Genomic DNA, 19,056 nt, shown 5'->3' with positions numbered 1-19,056 from the left:
GGCCCGGCCCGGACCCGGTGATCAGCCCGGTTCGACCGGGGTGGAGCCGTCGGGCTCCTTCAGCAGCAGGCGGAGCTCGTCGGCGAAGTCGTCGACACCGGTGAAGTCCTTGTAGACGCTGGCAAAGCGAAGGTACGCCACCTCGTCGAGGCCACGGAGGCGCTCGAGGACGGCGAGGCCGATGCGCGTGGACTCGACATCGCCGCCGCGCCGCCGCAGCGCATCCTCGACCCCGGTGGCCAGGGCGTCGATCTGCGGGAGGGTGACGGGGCGGTTCTTGGCCGCCGCCAGCACGCCGGCCACGACCTTGTCGCGGTCGAACGCCTGGCGCTCCCCGGTGGTCTTCACCACCACCAGGGGGGCCTCGTCCACCCGCTCGAAGGTGGTGAACCGGTGTCCGCAGGAGAGGCACTCCCGCCGACGGCGGATGGCCGATGCGTCGTCGGAGGCGCGCGAGTCGACCACCTTGTCATCGAGAGCCGAGCAGCCGGGGCAACGCACGACCGGGACGCTACCGGCCCACCGACGCCGATCCCCGCCCGCGACCGGGCGGATCGGCCGGCTGTGGGCGCGGCGGGCGACGACTGTTGGCGCGGCCTCTCAGCCGGCGGGGACGCGGACCGCGTCGCCCACCTGCAGCTCGGCGCTGCCGCGCTCGGAGAGCATGGCCTCGACGACCGGGCGCACGTCGCCGGTGGGCCGCACCCGACGGGCCACGGTCCAGAGCGTGTCACCCGGGGCCGCCTCGACGACCACGGTGCGCCCTTCGATGGTGGCGGGGACGGGTGCCGCCCACCCCGCCGCGAGATCCCGGCCCGCCTCGGCCGCCATCACGGCCAGGACGATCACGGTGGCCAGCGCCAGGGCGGCGACGATCCGGCGCCGGCGGTACACCGGGGCCATGGCGGTCGACGACCGACCTCCATCGATGACCCGGAGGACGGGGCGGGGCGCCGGGGGACGATGGGGGGCGAGGCCCGGGCGGGACGACGGTGCGGGGCTGAGGACTGCGGCCATGGGGACATCCTCCCTGAGGGGTGTGACAGTGAGCCGGGGGCAGCGGAACGGAACGCCTGTTCGGTACTGTGCCCGAACAGGCGTTCCGCCGTCAACCCCCATCACGAACACACGTATGAGGAACAGGTGTTTGGCAGAGGGCTCCGCACGTGGTACCGTCCCTCGTACGCCCGGTCGCCCGAGCCGGTGCTCAGCAAGGGAGACACGACGATGGCCACCCCCCAGCTCACCGCCCGCCAGCGCCAGATCCTCGACTGCATCGAGGCCAGCATGCGCGAGCGGGGCTACCCGCCCTCGGTCCGCGAGATCGGCACCTCGGTGGGCCTCACCTCTCCCTCCACCGTGCACAACCACCTCGCCACCCTCCAGAAGCGGGGCTACCTGCGGCGCGACCCCAGCAAGCCGCGGGCCATCGAGGTCCGCTACGACTCCATGTCCGGCGGCGTGGTCGAGCGGGGCCAGGTGCGCCACGTGCCCATCGTGGGCGATGTCGCCGCCGGCACCGACGTGCTGGCGGCCGAGAACATCACCGAGTCGATGCCGGTGTCCGCCGACCTCACCGGCGAGGGCGACCTCTTCATGCTGCGGGTCCGGGGTGATTCCATGATCGATGCCGGCATCCTCGACGGCGACTTCGTCGTCGCCCGCTCCCAACCCGGCGCCGAGCGGGGCGAGATGGTCGTCGCCGGCACCCCGGGCGACGAGGCCACGGTGAAGACCTACCACCCCAAGGGCGACAAGGTCATCCTGCGCCCGGCCAACGAGCGCCTCACCGACATGGTGTTCGATCCCGAGGACGTCTCCATCTTCGGCCGGGTGGTCAGCGTCCTGCGCCGGGTCTGACGCCGGGGGTCATCGCCCGACGCGCCACACTGGTGCGGTGCCCACCGTCCGTCGCCTTCTGGTGGTGGGCACCGCCGCCGCCTTCTTGGGCCTCGTCGTGCTCGAGACCGCTGGCGCTCTCGGCCGTGGCGACCGGGGTCCGGACCCGGCACGCGCCGGGGACGCCCAGTGGAACCTCGACCTCATCGGTGTCCGCGAGGCGTGGGCCGTGACCCGGGGCGACGACGTGGTCGTCGCCGTGATCGACAGCGGCGTCGACACCCGTCACCCTGACCTCCGCGACCGGGTGGTGGGGTCGATCGACTGCGTCGGCGCAGAGGGTGACCCCGACCGGTGCCGGGCCGGCGGCGACACCGATCCCGACGGTCACGGCACCCACGTGGCCGGCATCGCCACCGCCACCGCAGAGAACGGCACCGGCGTTGCCGGCGTGGCGCCCGAGGCGGACCTGGTGTCGGTGCGGGCCCTGGTCACCGAGCCCTGCAGGCGCCGCCCGTGCGGGGCGACGGGGCAGGGTGCCGACGTGGCCGCCGGCGTGCGGTGGGCGGTCGGGGCCGGAGCGCAGGTGGTCAACCTCTCGGTGGGGGTCGGCGCCGACATCGGCGGCTCGGAGCTGACCGAGGCCATCGACGAGGCGTGGACCGCCGGGGTCGTGGTGGTCGTGGCCGCCGGGAACGGGGACGATCGCACCGACCTGGGCGACATGCCGGTGCTGGTCGTCTCGGCGGTCACTGCGACCGAGACGGTGGCGCCGTACTCCGAGGGTGCGGGTGGCGCCCGGTGGGCCCTGAGCGCCCCCGGGGGCGAGGCACGCGCTGCGGGGGGCGACGGATGTCGCGAGCGCGACGGCATCTTCTCCACCCTGCCGGTGCCGGCCGGTGAGTCCGAGGCCTACGGCTGTCTCACAGGCACGTCGATGGCCGCGCCGCACGTCGCCGGCGCCGCCGCCCTGCTCGTGGCCACCGGCCTGAGCGCCGCCGAGACGGTCGAGCGGCTGCTCACCACGGCCCGAGACCTGGGCACCGACGGGCCCGACGACCTCTACAGCCGGCGCCTTCTCGACGTGGCGCGCGCGATCGGCCCCTGACAGCACCGCACCGGCACCCGGTGTCCGACCGGCGCGACAGGGGTCAGGTCAGGCGGGCGAAGGCCATCTCGCCCGAGGTCCCGGAGAGTGCTCCGGCGGTGGCGTCCTGATCCCCCAGCTCGACGTGGGGCCCGGCGGCACCGATCGAGGTGCTCACCGTCGCCGGGTTCCCCAGCGTGGGGTCACGGACCGGGTCACCCGATGAGGTCGGAGAGCACGGCGTGGCAGGTCTCGATGGGGGCCCGCGCCACTCGTTCGTCCGCGCTGTGGGCCAGGGTCGCGTCGCCCGGACCGAGGTTGGCGGCGGGCACACCGAGCGCGGCGAAGCGGGCCACATCGGTCCACCCGAGCTTGGCGCGGACCGCCAGGCCGTGGCGCTCGATGACCCGGGCCAGCAGCGGGTGGTCGACCGCCGGCGCGGCGGCGGGCGCGGCATCGACGACCTCGAAGGCGTCACCGTCGCCCATGAACGGGGCGACGGTGGCCCTGACGTGCGCGACGGCCTCCTCCAGGGTGCGGTCGGGGGCGAAGCGGTGGTTCAGCGTCACCATGGCCCGGTCGGGCACGACGTTACCCGCCACTCCCCCCTCGACCCCGACCGCTTGCAACGCCTCGCGGTACTCGCACCCGGCCAGCACCGGTCGCCGCTCGGGCACCGCCGCCACCGCGGCGAGCACGTCGGCGAGGCGGTGGATCGCGTTGCGGCCCATCCACGGCCTGGCGATGTGGGCCCGCGCCCCGACGAGTGTGAGCTCGGCGCGCAGCGTCCCCTGGCAGCCGGCCTCGACCGTCGCGTCGGTGGGCTCACCCAGGATCGCCAGGTCACCGGCCAGCAGGTCCGGCCGCTTCTCGACCAGCTCGCCGAGGCCGCTGTGGGCGGCGGCGACCTCCTCGCGGGCGTAGAAGACCCAGGTGACGTCGACCGCCGGCGCGGTCACGGTGCGGGCCAGGTCGAGCATCACGGCCACGCCACTCTTCATGTCGGTCGAGCCCACGCCCCAGAGGGTGTCGCCCTCGATGCGGGCCCGCCCGTTGCCGTCGACGGCGGGCACGGTGTCGGTGTGACCGGCGAGGATCACCCGCTCGGCCCGACCGAGGGCGGTGCGGGCCACCACGTTGTCACCCACGCGCGTCACGTCGAGGCCGGGCACGGCCCGCAGGTCGGCCTCGATCCGCCCGACGAGCGCCGCCTCCGCGAAGCTCTCGGAGGCCACGTCGACCAGCTCGGCGGTCAGGGCCAGGAGGTCGGTCACGACCGCCACGATACGGCCCGTCACCGGCCCACCCGCGGCGTGAGGGCCGCAGGACGACGACCCGAGGTGCGCGCCGGGCGCGCGGGTCGGCATCCTCGGCCCTTCCTGCCCTGCTCGCAGGCCTGACGTCGCGCCGGGCTCCCCTATCCTCGGCCCGTCCCCCGACCAGGAGCACCCGTGACCGCAGAGCCCCGTCCCCCCACCACCCGGATCGCGTCGGGGGTCGGTCTGACCACGATCTCGACCCGGGGCGACGCCACCAAGGTGCTCGACACCTGGTACCCGGTGCTCGCCGTCGGCGACGAGGACAGCCCCGCCGCGGCGGTGCGGTCCGCCGCCGGGATCCCCGACGGGCCGGGCATCGCCGAGGTCGACGCCGACGCTCTGCGTCGGGCCGCAGCCGACGGGGTGCCTCACGCCGAGCTGCTGGACGGCTTGGCCGGCGCCCTCGACCAGCCCGACGGCGGCTCCGGGCTCCCCGTGCGGCGAGTGGCAGTCGTCGCCGTGATCGACCTCGACGCCGCGCCGGCTGACGCCCGCGACGTCTACCTGCGGCTGCACCTGCTCTCGTCGCGCCGGGTCGCACCGCACGGCGCGAACCTCGACGGGCAGTTCGGCCTGCTCGCCAACGTGGTGTGGACCGATCGGGGCCCGGCCGACCCCGACGACTTCGAGGCGGTGCGGACTGCGCTGCGGGCGGGGGGCGAGCGCATCGAGGTCGTGGGCATCGACAAGTTCCCCCGCATGACGGACTACGTGGTGCCCGACGGGGTGCGGATCGCCAACGCCGATCGGGTGCGCCTCGGTGCCCACCTGGCCGAGGGGACCACGGTGATGCACGAGGGCTTCGTGAACTTCAACGCCGGCACCCTCGGGCCCTCGATGGTCGAGGGACGCATCAGCGCCGGGGTGGTGGTCGGCGCCGATTCCGACATCGGCGGCGGCGCGTCGATCATGGGCACGCTCTCGGGCGGCGGGACGCAGGTGATCAGCATCGGCCAGGGCTCCCTGCTCGGGGCCAACGGCGGCATCGGCATCTCCCTCGGCGACGGCTGCGTGGTCGAGGCCGGTCTCTACGTCACCGCCGGTACCCGCGTCACCCTGCCCACCGGCGCGGTCGTCAAGGCCAAGGAGCTCTCTGGGGAGCCGGGGCTGCTCTTCTTCCGCAACTCCGTCACCGGCGCCGTCGAGGTGCGGCCCCGCGAGGGCTCCTGGGGTGGGCTGAACGCCACCCTCCACGCCAACTGACACCCGGCAAAGCGGCCAGGGCGCCCGACGTCGGATCTGACGTCGAAGGGTCGGGCCGGGTGGGCCGGGACGGCGCCGCACCGCCGTCGCCCGTGCCCAGATCTGCTACCCGGGCGGCGGTCCCCATCCCCGGGACGGCACGGGGCCAGGAGCGGCGGCGCCGGGCGGCGCGCCGTAGCCCGGGGGTGGGCCGTAGCCCGGTGTCGGGCCGTACCCCGGTGCCGCGCCGTACCCCGGTGCCGCGCCGTAGCCCGGTACGGGGCCGTCGCCGGGCCGGCCCGGGCCCGAGGGCGGCCAGCGACCGCGGGGCGGTGCTGCGGCCCGCTTGGCCCGGCCGCGGGTGACGGCCAGGATCACGATGAGCAGGATCGACAAGAAGATGGCCACGACCAGGATGAGCACGGCTCGCTCGGCGCCGTCACGCAGCTTGCGCCACGGGCTCTCCGACACGATCAGTCGGCTCTGCTCGGGGTCGAGGTTCGTCATGGGCGACGAGCGGAACGTGTAGTCGCCGGCCTCGTCGAAGCGCACCGTCAGCAACGGGACGTACTGGGCCCCGTCCTGCTCGAAGTCGTTGAGACCCTCGTAGGGCGCCACCGCCACTGGAGCCCCGGTGGCGACGGCGGTGATGGAGACGTCGAGCGCCTCGGTCAGCTCCTCCTGGTCGACGGTGGAGAGGACCACGATGGGCCCGGTGTAGGCCACGGTGTAGGCGCCGGCCTCGTCGATGGTGAGCAGCTGCTCCTCGCCCGGGCCGGCCAGGTTGGCATCGAACCCGGCATCGCGAGCCTCGTCGAGGGCCCGCGAGAGCGTGAGCCCCGCGACCACGAAGCCGAGGAGCACCCCGGCCACGGCCACCAGGTACCACCAGCCCGCAGGCCGGATGACGGGACGGGGCAGGGCAGCGGTCACTCAGCGAGGGAACAGGGGCAGAGATCGGCCTGCCCACCGGGGGTCCGGTCGGTGCGACCGCGCCAGGTCGGGGTCATCGCAGACGCGCTCAGCTCGGCGGGGGCGGCGGCGACCAGCCCGGCGGGGGTGGGGGCGGCGTGCCGGCCGGCGGGGCCGAGCCTTCGGGGCCCCGGGCCGGCGGGTAGTCCTGCGGAGCCCCGTACCCGGGCTGCGGCCCGCCGTACCCGGGCTGCGGAGCGCCATAGCCCTGCGGAGCTCCGTACCCGGGCTGGGGCGCGCCGTAGCCAGGCTGCGGAGCGCCATGACCCTGCGGAGCTCCGTACCCGGGCTGGGGGGCGCCGTAGCCAGGACCGCCGTAGCCGCCGCTGGCCAGCGTGGCCTGGCGGATCTGCTTCTTCGACCGGCCCCGCTTCACGGCGATGACGATGGCGATGATGAGGGCGATGAGGAAGCCCACGGTGCCGATGCCGAAGAGGTAGAGGGCCCCCTTGGCCCCCTCGGTGATGGGGTTGGCCTGGCCGATGGCAAAGCGGGTGCCCTCCACGCCGTCGCCGGCCGATGCGGCGATCTCGTGCTCTCCGGGCTCCGAGACGTTGAAGGTCTGCACCGCCACACCGGCGCGGCTGCCCGACGAGTAGCTCAGGTCGGTGGTGATGTCGTAGGGCTCGACGGTGACGGGCTGCCCGTCGGGGTCGGTGACCGTGACCGTCGAGGACGGGCGCAAGGACTCATCGTCGACGCCGGGGCGCTCGAGGAAAACCCGGTAGCCGCCCGATGAGGAGAGGTCGACCGTGGCGGTCGTTCCCGAGTCGACGCGGGCGAAGTCGTCGATGGTGTCCTGGTACTGAGCGAAGCCCCGGACGCCGAGGACCACGGCCACGATCGAGAAGATGATCCACACGGCAAGGGGCATCAGGTAGGCGAGGCCGCTGGGCTTGGGCTTCTGGGGGACCGTGCTCACCGGCCCATCATGCACCGTCGGCGAGGCCCTCGTCGCCACGGGCGCCCCGGGGTCCGGACCCCCCTTTGGCGACCCGAACCCTTGGTCGGGTCCCGCCGTGTCGTGGTCGGCCGAGGCTCAGAGGGCGCCGAGGCGCTCGACCAGCTCGGTGATGCGGGCGTCGGGCACCACCAGGGCGAGGCGCACGTGGTCGACCCCGTGAGGCCCGTAGGCCGAGCCGGGAGTGACGAGCACCCCGGCCCGCTCGGCCAGGTCACGGGCGAGGTCGATCCCGTCGCCCGACGGTGCCGTGACCCAGAGGTAGAAGGCGCCTCCGGGGCCGGCGACGTCGAGCCCGGCGGCGTCGAGGGCCCCGACCACGGCGTCGATGCGGCGCCGGTAGATGGCGCGCTGGGCCTCGGCGTGATCGTCGTCGGCGAGGGCGGCCACCGCAACCTCCTGCACCGGCCCGGGCACCATGAACCCGGCGTGCTTGCGCAGCTGGCCGAGGTAGGCCACCAGGTCGCGATCACCGGCGTAGAAGCCCACCCGCAGGCCGGCCAGGTTCGAGCGCTTCGAGAGCGAGTGCACCGCCAGCACCCCCTCGGTCCCGGTGCCGAGCACCGTGCGGGGCGGGCCGCCCCAGGTGAGCTCGGCGTAGCACTCGTCGGAGGCGACGGGCACACCGTGGGACCGGCCCCAGGCCGCCACCGCGTCGAGGTCGTCGAGGGCCCCGGTGGGGTTGGACGGGCTGTTCGCCCAGAGGCACAAGGCCCGAGCGGCATCGGCGGGATCGATGGCATCGAGGTCGAGGCCACCGGTGGCGGTGGGCGGCACCGAGACGGCCCGACATCCCGCCAACCGGGCGCCCATGGCGTAGGTCGGGTACGCGACGCCGGGGTGCAGGACGGTGTCGCGGTCAGGGGTGCGCAGGCGCAGCCACTGGGGCAGACCGGCGACGAGCTCCTTCGAGCCAATGGTCGCGGCGACCTGTTCGGGGCCCACCTCGACGCCGAAGCGCCGCTCGACCCAGCTCGCCGCCGCCTCGCGGAAGGCCGGGGTGCCGATCGACGGCGGGTAGCCCCGGCTGGCCTCGGAGCGTCCGAGGATGTCGGCCACGAAGGCCGGCGGGTCATCGACCGGGGTGCCGACGGTGAGGTCGATGACCCCGCCGGGGAACCGCTCGGCCGCGACCCGCACGGCGCCGAGCGTCTCCCACACCAGCGGCGGCGGCTCGAACCCCGCGAGCGTCACCGGCGCCCCTCGGACGACGAATCGACAGCGAATCGCTCCCGGACCACCGACGAATCGACAGCGAATCGCTCCCGGACCACCGGAGAAGAGCGGGTCACGGCGCCGCCCCGGGATCGACGACGTCGACCACCAGGACCGCCGCCCCGGCCGCGGGCGGGACGACACCGGTGACGTGACCGCCTCGGCGACCGAGCGCCAACAGGCCACCGCGATCGAGGGTGACACGGGCTACCGCGCCGCTCGACGCCGACTCCACCAGGGCGGCGCGCCCGCCCTGGCCGGCGCGGAACACGGCGGCGACCCGCTCGTCGTCGCCGCCGGCGAGGTGCTCGCGCAGCGTCGCCAGTCGGCCGGCCATGTCGCCCACTCGACCGGCGACCGCAGGAGCGTTGGCCGTCGCCATGTCGGCGCCGAGCGTCGGGTGCCCCCCGGCCACTCGGGTCAGATCGCCGAACGACCCCGCGGCCAGGGACCTGGCCAGGCCGGCCTCGGCGTCGTCATCGAGCATCCCGGCGGCCACGGCGGCCAGCACGTAGGGCAGGTGGCTCACGAGAGCCACGGCCTCGTCGTGCTCGCGGGCGGCCACCGGGACGACCTCCGCCCCGACCGAGACGGCCACGCTAGCCACCGCCGCCCACCGGTCGAGGGCGACCGGCGGGTCGAGGGCCAGGGCCCAGCGCCGGCCCACGAACAGGCCTGGGTCTGCTGCGTCCCAGCCGGCGTGCTCGGTGCCGGCCATCGGGTGGCCGGGCACGAACCGGGAGGCGTCGGCCAGGATCTGCCCAGCCCGGGCTGTGACCGGGCCCTTGACCGAACCCACGTCGGTGATGGTGGGACCGACGGCACCCTGGTGCCCCGCGGCGGCGACGGCGTCGAGCGCCGAGTCGAGGGCCGAGAGCGGTACGGCCAGCACCACCACGTCGGCTGCCGCGACCACGGCGGCGACGTCGTCGACCACGGTGACACCCGCGGCCGCGGCTCCGGCCCGGGCCGCCCCGGCGCGGGTGGTGGCCACGACCGAACCGCCCCGGGCGACCAGCGCCCGGGCGAGGGATCCACCGATCAGGCCCAGGCCGACGACGCCGACGGTGAGTCCGGTCGATGCCGGCACCGGGGCGGTCACCCGTCCCGCCACGCCGGGTAGGAGCCCAGGCGCTTGACCTCACAGCCCAGCGCGGCGAGGTCGGCCAGGGCGGCCTCCACCGCCGGGTCCGAGGCGTGGCGGTCGACAGTGAGCACGAAGCAGTACACCCCGAGGCCCTGGCGCAGCGGCCGGCTGAGGATGTTCGAGAGGTTGAGGCCCCGGTGGGAGATGGGCTCGAGCACCCGCAGCAGGATCCCGGGGACCTCCGACGGCGGCGTGACCACGACGGTGGTCTTGTCGTCACCCGTCGGGCCGACCTCCTCTCGGGCCACGAGGGCGAAGCGGGTCTGAGCGCCGTGGTGGTCCTCGACGCCGACCTCGACTGCGACGAGCCCGGCGATGGCTCCAGCCTTGGCCGAGGCGATGGCGACCAGTCCGGGTTCGGCCGAGGCGGCCACCAGCCGGCAAGCCTCGCTGGTCGAGGAGGTGGGGCGGCACTCGAGGCCTCGGCTCCCCCACCAGCGCGTGCACTGGGCCAGGCCGACCGGGTGGCTGAGCACGGCGGTCGGGTCCGTGGCGTCACCCGGGCGCCGCAACGCCGAGAAGGTGACGGGCACCACCACCTCCTCGCGGAGGACCACGCCGGCGGTCTCGAACACGATCACGTCGACGGTCCCGGTGACACCGCCCTCGACCGAGTTCTCGACCGGCACCAGGCCCATGTCGCAGCGCCCGGCCTCGACGTCGTGGACGATCTCCTGCACCGTCGGCCGGGGTTCCAGGTGGGCGCCGGGAGGGATGGTGCGCAGCCGGTCGGTACCGGCGTGGGCGAAGGTCCCCTCGGGTCCGAGGTACCGAACGGTGGCCACGGGCCCGGCGCTCAGGAGGTGGCGGGCGAGCCGAGCAGGCGGCCCCGCTCGGCGGCGCTGGACTGGCGGCCGACCGACGCCGGGGGCTCGACGAACGGCGCGACCACCTGCGAGCCCTCCCAGTGCGGGTAGGAGCCGACGACCTTGATCTGGGCCCCGGCCGCCCACAGGGCCTGAATGGCGGCGGCCATGCGGGGCTCGGCCAGGTGGGCCTCGCCGGTGACGAGGAAGCAGTAGTTGGCCGACGAGCGCAGCGGCCGGCTGTGCAGGCTGACCAGGTTGACCTCGTGCTCGGCGAAGGCCTCGAGGAAGCGCTCGAGGTTGCCGGACCGGTCGCCCGGCTGGGTCAGCACGAGGGTGGTCTTGTCGTTGCCGGTGGGGGCCGCCACCGCCTGGCCGACCAAGAAGAAGCGGGTCCGGGCCTCGGGCATGTCGTCGACCGCCGCGGCCACGGGCACCAGCCCGTGGGCCTCGGCCACCTCGCGCGGCGCGAGCACGACCAACGACACGTCGCCGCTCTCGGCCGCGGTGCGACACGCCTCGACCGTCGAGCCCACGAAGCGGGTGGCGAGGCCGTTCTCCCGGATGAAGCGGTGGCAGTGCTCGATGGCACGAGGGTCCGAGATGGCGGTACGGCCCTCGGCGGGGGCGTCGGTGCGCACGCGAAAGGCGTCGAGGGTCTCGCCGACGACGACCTCCTCGCTGACGAACACGCGCGAGGTCCCGAACACGAGGCGGTCGAGCACGGCGGTGTTCTCGCCCTCGAAGGAGTCCTCGACCGGCAGCAGACCGACGCAACCGGGCGTGTTCTCGACCGTCTCGAGCACCTCGGCGACGGTGGCCATGGCCAGCACCTCACCGGGAGAGACGGTCGTGAGCTCGCCGATCGCCCGCCGCGAGAGCGGACGGTGCGAGGTGAGGTGGAGGAGAACGGAGGCGTCCATGTCGGTCGGCGGTGAGGCTAGTGGCGGGTCGGCGCCGGACCCTCGACGACGAACTCCGCCAGCCGGGCCCGGCCCACGTCGTCGAGGCGGGCGGTGACGTGCATGCCGTCGTCGCCGGCCTCCTCGGAGACCACCGCGCCCTCCCGGTGGATCTCGGCCAGCACATCGCCGCGGGCGAAGGGGACGAGCAGCGCAACGGTGTCGGTCATGGCCCGGAGGCGGTCGCCGATGGCCTCGAGGAGCTCGTCGATGCCCTCACCGGTGACGCCCGAGACGGCGACCGAGCCCGAGTGGCGGTCGACGAGGCGCTTGGCCTCCTCGGTGAGGTCGCGCTTGTTGAAGCAGAGCAGCTCGGGCACCTCGCCGGCGTCGATCTCGTCGAGCACCTCGCGGACCGAGGCCATCTGCAGGGCGGGGTCGGGGGCCGAGGCGTCGACCACGTGGACGAGGAGGTCGGCCTCGGCGGCCACGTCGAGGGTGGAGCGGAAGGCCTGCACGAGGTGGTGGGGCAGCTTGCGGACGAAGCCGACGGTGTCGGTGGCGAAGACGGCCTCGCCGCCGGGCAGCTCGAGGCGGCGCGTGGTGGCGTCGAGGGTGGCGAAGAGGCGGTCCTCGACCAGCACGTCGGCGTCGGTGAGCCGGTTGAGCAGCGTGGACTTGCCGGCGTTGGTGTAGCCGACGAGGGCCACGTGGGCGGTCCGGCTGCGCTGCCGGGCCTTGCGCTGGGTCTGGCGGTGGCGGGTTATGTCGCGCAGGGCGTCCTCGAGGGTGTGGACCCGTCGCAGCACCCGCCGCCGGTCGACCTCGAGCTGGGTCTCACCCGGGCCGCGTCGGGCCCCGAGCCCGCCGCCGGCGCCACCGGCCTGCTGGGAGAGCGACCCGCCCTTGCCCCGCAACCGGGGCAGTCGGTAGCGGTGCATGGCCAGCTCGACCTGGGCCTTGCCCTCCTGGCTGGTGGCGTTCTGGGCGAAGATGTCGAGGATCACCGCGGTGCGGTCGATGGCCGTGCGCCCGAGCTGCTTCTCGAGGTTGTTCTGCTGCGACGGGCTGAGCTCGTCGTCGAAGACGACGGTGTCGCAGTCGACGGCGACGGCCAGCTCCTTCAGCTCCGCGACCTTGCCCTTGCCGATGTAGGTGGCGGGCTCGGGCCGGTTGCGACGCTGCACCACCCGGCCCATGACATCTGCGCCGGCGGTGTCGACGAGCAGCTCCAGCTCGTCGAGGCTGGCCTCGGTGTCGTCGTCGAGGGCGGGCGGCAGGGTGACGCCGACGAGCAGGATCTTCTCCCGGAACGTGCGCTCGATGAAGCCGCTGGAGCTGCCTCCGTAGTCTCCGAAGGCGCCGCGGTGGCTCTCGTCGGCCGGCGGACGCAGGTCGAGCGGCCCGTCCTCGCCGTCGGCGGCGTCGTCCTCATCGAGGCTGGCCAGGAGGTCGGCGGGGTGGATGCGATCGGCATGGTCGCCGTCGTCGATGGGCTCGAGGTCGATGTCGTCGCCGTCGTCGGGGGTCACGAGGCCAGCTCCACCGCGGCGATGCGCACGGAGGGGCCTCGCAGGGTCATGTGCTCGCCGACGATGACCTCGACGTCGCCGCCGGGCATGTGGACCAGAACGTCGGTGCCGACGAGGCCCCAGTCGTGGGCGGCGTGCGCCGCGGCGGTGGCGCCGGTGCCGCAGGCCTCCGTGGCGCCCGCCCCCCGCTCCCAGGTGGCCATGGTGAGGGCGTCGGTCTCACCCGGTGTGGGGGCGATGGCGTGCACGTTCATGCCCGCCGAGTACGACGCCTCCCAGTAGGGACCGGCGGCGGTGATGACGACCGCCGCGGGGTCGTCGATGAGCAGGATCAGGTGGGGGTTGCCGAGGTCGACGGTGAGGTCGCACCGGGGCGACGCCGCCAGCTGCGCCGAGGACAGTGCACCTGCGTCGACGGCGGCGAGGGCGCGATCGGGCTCGGGGCCGGGGCCGGCGGGGCCCATGTCGACCGAGACCAGCACGGTGGCGGGGTCATGACCGGGCGCGACGACGACGATCCGCTCGCCGCCGACGGTGAGGACCCGCAGCTCGGCCCGGTCGACGCCCCGACGGGTGGCCTCGGCCTGAGCCAGACAGCGGATGCCGTTGCCGCTCATCTCGGCCCGACTGCCGTCTGCGTTGTGCAGCGTCATCACGACATCGGCCCGGGGGTCGTCGATGACGCCCAGCAGCAGGCCGTCGGCACCGACACCGCGGTGGCGGTCGCACCAGCGGCGAGCCTCGTCGGCCCCGACCCCGGCCAGCTCGGCGGCGGCGCCGAGCAGCACGAGGAAGTCGTTCCCGAGGCCGTGGTGCTTGGTGAGGCGGTGAGGCATGGATCTCCGGGGCGCCGAGCGCAGCCGGTGCGCCGCGTGCGGGTGGTCGCCACAGTCTCGCAGGGCGAGGGACCGTTCCCCCACCGTTTCTCCCGAGTCCGCGCCCGAGGGCATCCACCGACCGGTCCGGCCGGGCGCGGAGGCGACGCGTTCCTGAAACCGCCACCACGGTGGGTCGCACGCTCCCAGCAGGGCGGCAGTTTGGCGGTCCGTGCCGGCGGACGACTGCGGTGAGCCCGTGGTGGCCGGCTCGGTCACCCCAGTGCGGCGGTGACGCGAGCCGTGAGGGCGGACGCGACCTCGTCCGGGTCGCGCTCGGCGTCGAACCAGCTGATGCGGGGGTCGCGCCGGAACCAGGACCGCTGGCGCCGGGCGAAGCGTCGGGTGCGCGCCACGGCGACGTCGAGGGCCTCGTCGAGCGATGTGTCGCCCCGACGGTGGGCGATCAGCTCCCGGTACCCGAGAGCTTGGGCCGCGCTGCGGCTGAGGGGCCGGTCGAGGGACAGCAGGGCGTCAACCTCGGCGAGGAAGCCGGCGGCCACCTGTTGGTGGTACCGCTCCTCGATCCGCTGCGCCACGACGGCGGAGGGCAACCGCACGCCCACCTGGGCAATGTCCGAAGGTGGATGGGTCTCGAGGCCGGGGCCGTAGGTGGAGAAGGGCCGCCCGCTGCCGAGGCTGACCTCAAGGGCCCGGATGGTGCGGCGCCGGTTGTCGGGCTCGATCCGCGCCGCGGCGGTCGGATCGAGCTCGACGAGGCGGGAGTGCAGGGCCGGGGTGTCGCCGTCGGCCTCCAGCTCGGCGCGGACCTCGGGGTACCGGCCCGGGATGTCGAGGTCGTCGACCACGGCGCGGAGGTAGAGCCCGGTCCCACCGACCAGCACCGCCCGCCGGCCCCGGTGGGCCACCTCGGCGAGAGCGGCCCGGGCGTCGGTCTGGAACCGGGCGACGGAGTAGTCCTCCCAGGGCTCCGCCAGGTCGAGGAGGTGGTGGGCCACCTCGGTCCGTTCGCCCTGCGTGGGCTTGGCCGTGCCGATGTCCATCCCCCGGTACACCTGCATCGAGTCGACCGAGACCAGCTCCACGTCGCGGAGGGTGCGGGCGAGGTGCAGGGCCAGGGCCGACTTGCCCGATGCGGTGGTGCCGACGAGGGCGACGGCGCGCGGTCGCGACGTCGACGCCCGGATCACCGGTCGGGACCGACGGGCGGATCACGCAGGTCGACGGTGGCCGACCCGGTGCCCGGGGTCGGCGCGGTGACCCCGATCGGGCCGGGCGCCGGGTGCGGGGAGCGATCGAGGCGGCCGCCCTCGACGCCGAGGTCACCCAGGAGCCGAAGCAGCACGCCGGCCACCGCCGCCGGGCGGGCGGCGGCGGCCATGTGCCCGCCCGGGTGGCGGCGCACCGCCCAACCCATCGCGTCGGCCGCCCGGGCCTCGGCCTCGTAGGTCAGCGCCAGGTAACCGACGGGGTGCCCCGGCCAGCCGCCCGGGACCTCCGGCACCACGTCGAGGAGCCGGCGCGGCACGGCCCGGCACCCGGCCGCGACGCGGCGGCGCAGGTCCCCGTCGCCCAGCTCGGCCGCCACCGCCGCGGGCGGCCACCACTGGGGCCACGGCGGCAGCATCCCGTCCGGTCCGGTCAGCGCGTCGAGGTGGGCGGCGAGCTCGGGGGGCGTGGCCGACGGCACGCACGGCGCCACCGGAGGCAGGACGGCATCAAGGAACACGGTGGCCGCGACGGTCCAGCCCACGGGGTGCAGGGCGGCTCCGATCGCCGGCAGCCAGGCGCCGGCCCGGCTGTGGCCGACCAGCACGACCCGGTGGTCGTCGGGCCCGGAGGGGCCGAGGGCCTCGATCACGAGCCGTGCCGCGGTCGCCCGATCTCCGGTGGCGACCGGGCGGAGGTCGGGCACCGACGTCGACCACCCGCCCTGGGCCAGCACGAGGGCGAGCGGGAGGAGCGTCTCGGGGCCCACCACGGGGCTGTGGGCGAGGAGGACCACCGGTCGCACCGGGCCATGATGCCCCGGCTCGACCCGCGTGCCGCCTCAACGATCGGGTGGCCGAGACGGGGACCGACGGGTTCTGGGCGCCGAGCCCCCCGCAGGGTAGCCTCCGGCGTCCGGGCGCCGCTGCGACGCGACGGGAACCGGCCTGTCGCCGCTCCCGCCAGGATCCGTCCGCCGTCCCCCCGTCCCGGAGGTCGAGGTGCACCCTGACCTGACCCGGCGGCTGGCGGCCGAGGGCATCGGCACCGCCTGGCTCGTGCTCGGTGGGTGCGGCACCGCCGTGCTCGCCGGCGACCACGTCGGGGTGCTCGGTGTCTCTCTCGCCTTCGGGCTGAGCGTGTTGACGATGGCCTACGCCCTCGGCCACATCTCCGGCGGGCACTTCAACCCTGCCGTCACCCTCGGCCACGTGGTGGCCAAGCGCTTCGCGCCCAGGGACGCCCTGCCCTACATGGCCGCCCAGGTCGTGGGCGCGGTGCTGGGCGCGGGCATCTTGCTGGTCATCGCCAACGGCGCGCCCGACTTCTCCTCGAGCGACAACTTCCTCGCCGCCAACGGCTTCGGGGCCGACGGCTCGCCGGAGGCCTACAGCCTCCTGGCCGCCGTGGTGGCCGAGGTGGTGCTGAGCTTCGGCTTCCTCCTCGTGTTCCTCGGCGCCACCGACCGCCGGGATCACCCGGCCCTGGCGGGCCTGGCGATCGGTCTGGCGCTGACCCTGGTCCACCTCATCTCGATCCCGGTCACCAACACCTCGGTGAACCCGGCCCGCTCGATCGGCCCGGCGCTCTTCGTCGGCGACATCTGGATCACCCAGCTGTGGCTCTTCATCGTCGCCCCCCTGGCGGGCGGCGCCCTGGCCGGCTCGTCTACCCGGCGTTGTTCGGCCACGACCCGGGCGACACCAGCGCGGCGTGAACGTCTCGTCGACGCCCACGGTGAAGCCGTGCCGGTCGACGGCGTCTCCCCGCACCGGGGTCGGGGCGACCGGCGGGGCGACCGGCGGGGCGGACGCCTCAGGCCGTCGCCGGTGAGAGCGACCGCGGGTCGGCGGCGGTGAGGTCAAGGGCGAACGAACGCGACAGGGCCTCGTCCGCGTACTTGCCGTAGGGCGAGATGGGGTGCCACCCGGCGGACCGGTAGAGGGCCATGGCCTCGGCCTGGCGGGTTCCGGTCTCGAGCACGAGGCCGGTGTAGCCCAGGTCGGTGGCGACGGATACGAGCCGGCTCAGCACAGCCCGTCCCACGCCTCGGCCCCGAGCCCCCGGCGCGGTGTACATGCGCTTGATCTCACCGATGCCCTCAGGTCCGCCGGGCAGGGGGCGCAGAGCGCCGCAGCCGACCGGGCGGCCGGCGAAGCGGGCGATCACGAACGCTCCGCGAGGCCGCACGAGGCTCTCTCCCGCCACCGCCCACCGGGGGTCACCGGTCGGGGCCGACGCTGGCGCCGGGCCGGCATCGGGCGGTGGAGGCGGATCGGCGGCGGTGGCCTCCTTCGCGTACCGCGCTCCGAGGTCGACGAGCAGGGCATCGATGAGGGCCACGCCCTCGGGGGCGCCCCACTCGGCCTCGACCACTTCGGGGGCGGAGACAGCGGGCGATCGGGGCACGCCTGCCATCATGGCGCCCAATCGCGACCTCCCAGCGCCGACCGCAGCTGCAACCGCCATTGCGCCTGCGGGGCGGCGACCGCTTCCCGTTCCAGACATCCAGGCCCTTTGCTCAGGCGCTCAGGCTTCGAGGTCGTTGCTCAGGTCGAGGCGACCGGGATGCGGGTGCGGTGGCGGGCCGCACCGACCACGTCGACCAGATCGCCGCGCAGGTGGTGGGCGGCGGCGCCCGTGACCCGAACGGTGGCGTAGGTGCCCACCCGCAACGGGGCCGGCGCTGGGAAGTGCAGGAGCTTGTTCTGGCCGGTCCGCCCCGTGAGCACCGACGGGTCCTTGCGGGACGGGCCCTCGACGGTGACCTCCTCGACCCGGCCGATGCGGGCGTGGTGCCGGGCCACCGCCGAGCGCTCGACCACAACCGTGAGCCGTTCGAAGCGTTCGGCGACGACCTCCGGGGGCACCTCCTGGTCGGCCATGGCCGCCGCCTCGGTGCCCGGTCGCGGGGAGTACACGAAGGTGTAGGCCGAGTCGTAGCCGGCCTCCGCGGCGACCTCGAGGGTGCGGGTGAAGTCGGCCTCGGTCTCACCCGGGAAGCCCACGATGATGTCGGTGGTGACGGCCAGGTCCGCAATGGCAGCCCGCGCCGATGCGAGTCGCTCGAGGTAGCGCTCGGCGGTGTAGCCCCGGTGCATGGCGGCGAGCACCCGGTTGCTGCCGGACTGGAGTGGAAGGTGCAGGTGGTTGCACACCTCGGGCACCTCGGCCATGGCCGCGATCGTCTCGGGCCGGAGGTCCTTCGGGTGGGGGCTGGTAAAGCGAACCCGGCGGATGCCGTCGACCGCCCCGGCGGCCCGCAGCAGGTCCGCGAACAGGGGGCGGACCCGCACCTCGGCGCCGGCCCGCCGCTGGGCGAGGGTGAGGTCCCGCCCGTAGGAGTTCACGTTCTGGCCCAGCAGGGTGATCTCGCTGACCCCGTCGGCGGCCAGCGCACGGACCTCGTCGACCAGGGCCTCGAAGGGGCGGCTCGCCTCGGGGCCGCGCACCGCGGGCACGATGCAAAAGGCGCAGGCGTTGTCGCACCCGACCTGGATGGTGACCCACGCGTTGTGGCCGTGGCCTCTCCGGCCCTGCAGCGCCGAGGGGAACATGGTGGCATCGTCAGCCACCGCGGCGTCGAGGATCTCGGTGATCGGCCCCCCGGCCCGGGCGCGGGCGACCAGCTCGGAGGCCCGGTGGACGTTGTGGGTGCCGAGCACGACGTCGACGTACGGCGCCCGTTCCCGTACCCCGTCGCGATCCTTCTGGGCCAGGCAGCCCCCGACGACGATCTGCAGCTCGGGGCGGGCGTCCTTGCGCGACTTCAGGTGCCCCAGGGTGCCGTAGAGCTTGTTGTCGGCGTTCTCCCGGATGCAGCAGGTGTTCAGCACCACGACATCTGCGTCGTCCTCGCTCGTGGCCGGGACCAGGCCGTCGGCCTCGAGCAGACCGGCGATGCGCTCGGAGTCGTGCTCGTTCATCTGGCACCCGAAGGTCCGCACCAGGTAGCGCCGAGCGGGTGCGTCAGTCGTGGTCTCCATGGGGGCTGCCAGCCTACGGGTCACGGTACGGCCGCCCCCAGCCTCCGTCTTCGACCGAGCCCG

Annotated in this window: 19 protein-coding genes; 4 read left to right on the top strand and 15 right to left on the bottom strand. The window is 74.6% G+C overall.

Translation table 11 applies throughout. The annotated features are described in order from the left end of the window. Nucleotides 1-21 precede the first annotated feature (21 nt). The gene (gene nrdR / locus VNL12_RS06605) at nt 22-501 is read right to left on the bottom strand and encodes a transcriptional regulator NrdR (RefSeq protein ID WP_325592761.1); all 480 of its coding nucleotides are present in this window, start codon (nt 499-501) and stop codon (nt 22-24) included. A 99-nt stretch (nt 502-600) separates the two neighbouring features. Continuing rightward, nucleotides 601-1,017, bottom strand: a complete 417-nt coding sequence (locus VNL12_RS06600) for a hypothetical protein (RefSeq protein WP_325592759.1) — start codon at nt 1,015-1,017, stop codon at nt 601-603. Nucleotides 1,018-1,227: 210 nt separating this feature from the next. Between VNL12_RS06600 and lexA the strand changes: the two genes are divergently transcribed. Together lexA and VNL12_RS06590 are read left to right on the top strand one after the other, a co-directional pair. Further along, the gene (gene lexA, locus VNL12_RS06595; RefSeq protein WP_325592756.1) at nt 1,228-1,860 is read left to right on the top strand and encodes a transcriptional repressor LexA; all 633 of its coding nucleotides are present in this window, start codon (nt 1,228-1,230) and stop codon (nt 1,858-1,860) included. Nucleotides 1,861-1,897: 37 nt separating this feature from the next. Next, nucleotides 1,898-2,947 carry a S8 family serine peptidase gene (locus tag VNL12_RS06590; RefSeq protein WP_325592755.1) on the top strand — a complete coding sequence of 350 codons (1,050 nt, stop codon included), beginning with the start codon at nt 1,898-1,900 and terminating at the stop codon, nt 2,945-2,947. Between the two features lie 194 nt (nt 2,948-3,141). Here the strand turns inward: VNL12_RS06590 and dapE are convergent, their stop codons facing one another. After that, nucleotides 3,142-4,200: a succinyl-diaminopimelate desuccinylase gene (dapE, locus tag VNL12_RS06585; protein ID WP_325592753.1), complete on the bottom strand. Its 1,059-nt coding sequence runs from the start codon at nt 4,198-4,200 to the stop codon at nt 3,142-3,144. A gap of 177 nt (nt 4,201-4,377) precedes the next feature. Here dapE and VNL12_RS06580 point away from each other — a divergent pair, with 177 nt between their 5' ends. Continuing rightward, on the top strand, nt 4,378-5,448 hold the full coding sequence (locus tag VNL12_RS06580) for a DapH/DapD/GlmU-related protein (RefSeq protein ID WP_325592751.1): 1,071 nt from the start codon (nt 4,378-4,380) through the stop codon (nt 5,446-5,448). A gap of 105 nt (nt 5,449-5,553) precedes the next feature. Here VNL12_RS06580 and VNL12_RS06575 read toward each other — a convergent pair whose 3' ends face one another. The 10 genes from VNL12_RS06575 to VNL12_RS06530 all read right to left on the bottom strand — a co-directional run bounded on the left by VNL12_RS06575 (nt 5,554) and on the right by VNL12_RS06530 (nt 15,812). After that, nucleotides 5,554-6,360, bottom strand: a complete 807-nt coding sequence (locus tag VNL12_RS06575; protein WP_325592749.1) for a hypothetical protein — start codon at nt 6,358-6,360, stop codon at nt 5,554-5,556. Between the two features lie 88 nt (nt 6,361-6,448). After that, on the bottom strand, nt 6,449-7,321 hold the full coding sequence (locus VNL12_RS06570; RefSeq protein ID WP_325592747.1) for a hypothetical protein: 873 nt from the start codon (nt 7,319-7,321) through the stop codon (nt 6,449-6,451). A 117-nt stretch (nt 7,322-7,438) separates the two neighbouring features. Beyond that, on the bottom strand, nt 7,439-8,554 hold the full coding sequence (locus VNL12_RS06565) for an aminotransferase class I/II-fold pyridoxal phosphate-dependent enzyme (RefSeq protein WP_325592745.1): 1,116 nt from the start codon (nt 8,552-8,554) through the stop codon (nt 7,439-7,441). Nucleotides 8,555-8,648: 94 nt separating this feature from the next. Continuing rightward, the gene (locus tag VNL12_RS06560; protein ID WP_325592743.1) at nt 8,649-9,677 is read right to left on the bottom strand and encodes a prephenate dehydrogenase; all 1,029 of its coding nucleotides are present in this window, start codon (nt 9,675-9,677) and stop codon (nt 8,649-8,651) included. Then, the gene (gene pheA / locus VNL12_RS06555; RefSeq protein ID WP_325592741.1) at nt 9,674-10,507 is read right to left on the bottom strand and encodes a prephenate dehydratase; all 834 of its coding nucleotides are present in this window, start codon (nt 10,505-10,507) and stop codon (nt 9,674-9,676) included. The genes VNL12_RS06560 and pheA overlap by 4 nt, the downstream gene beginning before the upstream one ends. Before the next feature lie 11 nt (nt 10,508-10,518). Next, the gene (locus VNL12_RS06550) at nt 10,519-11,451 is read right to left on the bottom strand and encodes a prephenate dehydratase (RefSeq protein ID WP_325592739.1); all 933 of its coding nucleotides are present in this window, start codon (nt 11,449-11,451) and stop codon (nt 10,519-10,521) included. A 17-nt stretch (nt 11,452-11,468) separates the two neighbouring features. Further along, on the bottom strand, nt 11,469-12,962 hold the full coding sequence (gene hflX / locus VNL12_RS06545; RefSeq protein ID WP_325592737.1) for a GTPase HflX: 1,494 nt from the start codon (nt 12,960-12,962) through the stop codon (nt 11,469-11,471). Continuing rightward, nucleotides 12,959-13,798 (bottom strand): diaminopimelate epimerase, encoded by an 840-nt coding sequence (dapF, locus tag VNL12_RS06540; RefSeq protein ID WP_325592735.1) that lies wholly within the window; start codon nt 13,796-13,798, stop codon nt 12,959-12,961. The genes hflX and dapF overlap by 4 nt, the downstream gene beginning before the upstream one ends. A 254-nt stretch (nt 13,799-14,052) precedes the next feature. Continuing rightward, a complete protein-coding gene (gene miaA, locus VNL12_RS06535) occupies nt 14,053-14,988 on the bottom strand; it encodes a tRNA (adenosine(37)-N6)-dimethylallyltransferase MiaA (protein ID WP_325592733.1) in 936 nt (311 codons plus the stop codon). Then, nucleotides 14,985-15,812, bottom strand: coding sequence for a hypothetical protein (locus VNL12_RS06530; RefSeq protein WP_325592731.1), 828 nt, complete (start codon nt 15,810-15,812; stop codon nt 14,985-14,987). The genes miaA and VNL12_RS06530 overlap by 4 nt, the downstream gene beginning before the upstream one ends. Nucleotides 15,813-16,008: 196 nt before the next feature. On the opposite strand from VNL12_RS06530, the gene aqpZ reads away from it, so the two are divergent. After that, a complete protein-coding gene (gene aqpZ / locus VNL12_RS06525) occupies nt 16,009-16,866 on the top strand; it encodes an aquaporin Z (RefSeq protein ID WP_325592729.1) in 858 nt (285 codons plus the stop codon). Here the strand turns inward: aqpZ and VNL12_RS06520 are convergent. Continuing rightward, nucleotides 16,823-17,416, bottom strand: a complete 594-nt coding sequence (locus VNL12_RS06520) for a GNAT family N-acetyltransferase (RefSeq protein ID WP_325592727.1) — start codon at nt 17,414-17,416, stop codon at nt 16,823-16,825. The two genes, aqpZ and VNL12_RS06520, sit on opposite strands and share 44 nt — an antisense overlap. A 140-nt stretch (nt 17,417-17,556) precedes the next feature. Further along, nucleotides 17,557-18,993, bottom strand: a complete 1,437-nt coding sequence (gene miaB / locus VNL12_RS06515) for a tRNA (N6-isopentenyl adenosine(37)-C2)-methylthiotransferase MiaB (protein ID WP_325592725.1) — start codon at nt 18,991-18,993, stop codon at nt 17,557-17,559. Nucleotides 18,994-19,056 lie beyond the last annotated feature (63 nt).

The organism is Iamia sp., from assembly GCF_035575815.1.
Classification (GTDB): Bacteria; Actinomycetota; Acidimicrobiia; order Acidimicrobiales; family Iamiaceae; genus Iamia.
The sequence above is the reverse complement of the archived record's forward strand: the minus strand, read 5'-3'. Positions and strand labels throughout refer to the sequence as shown.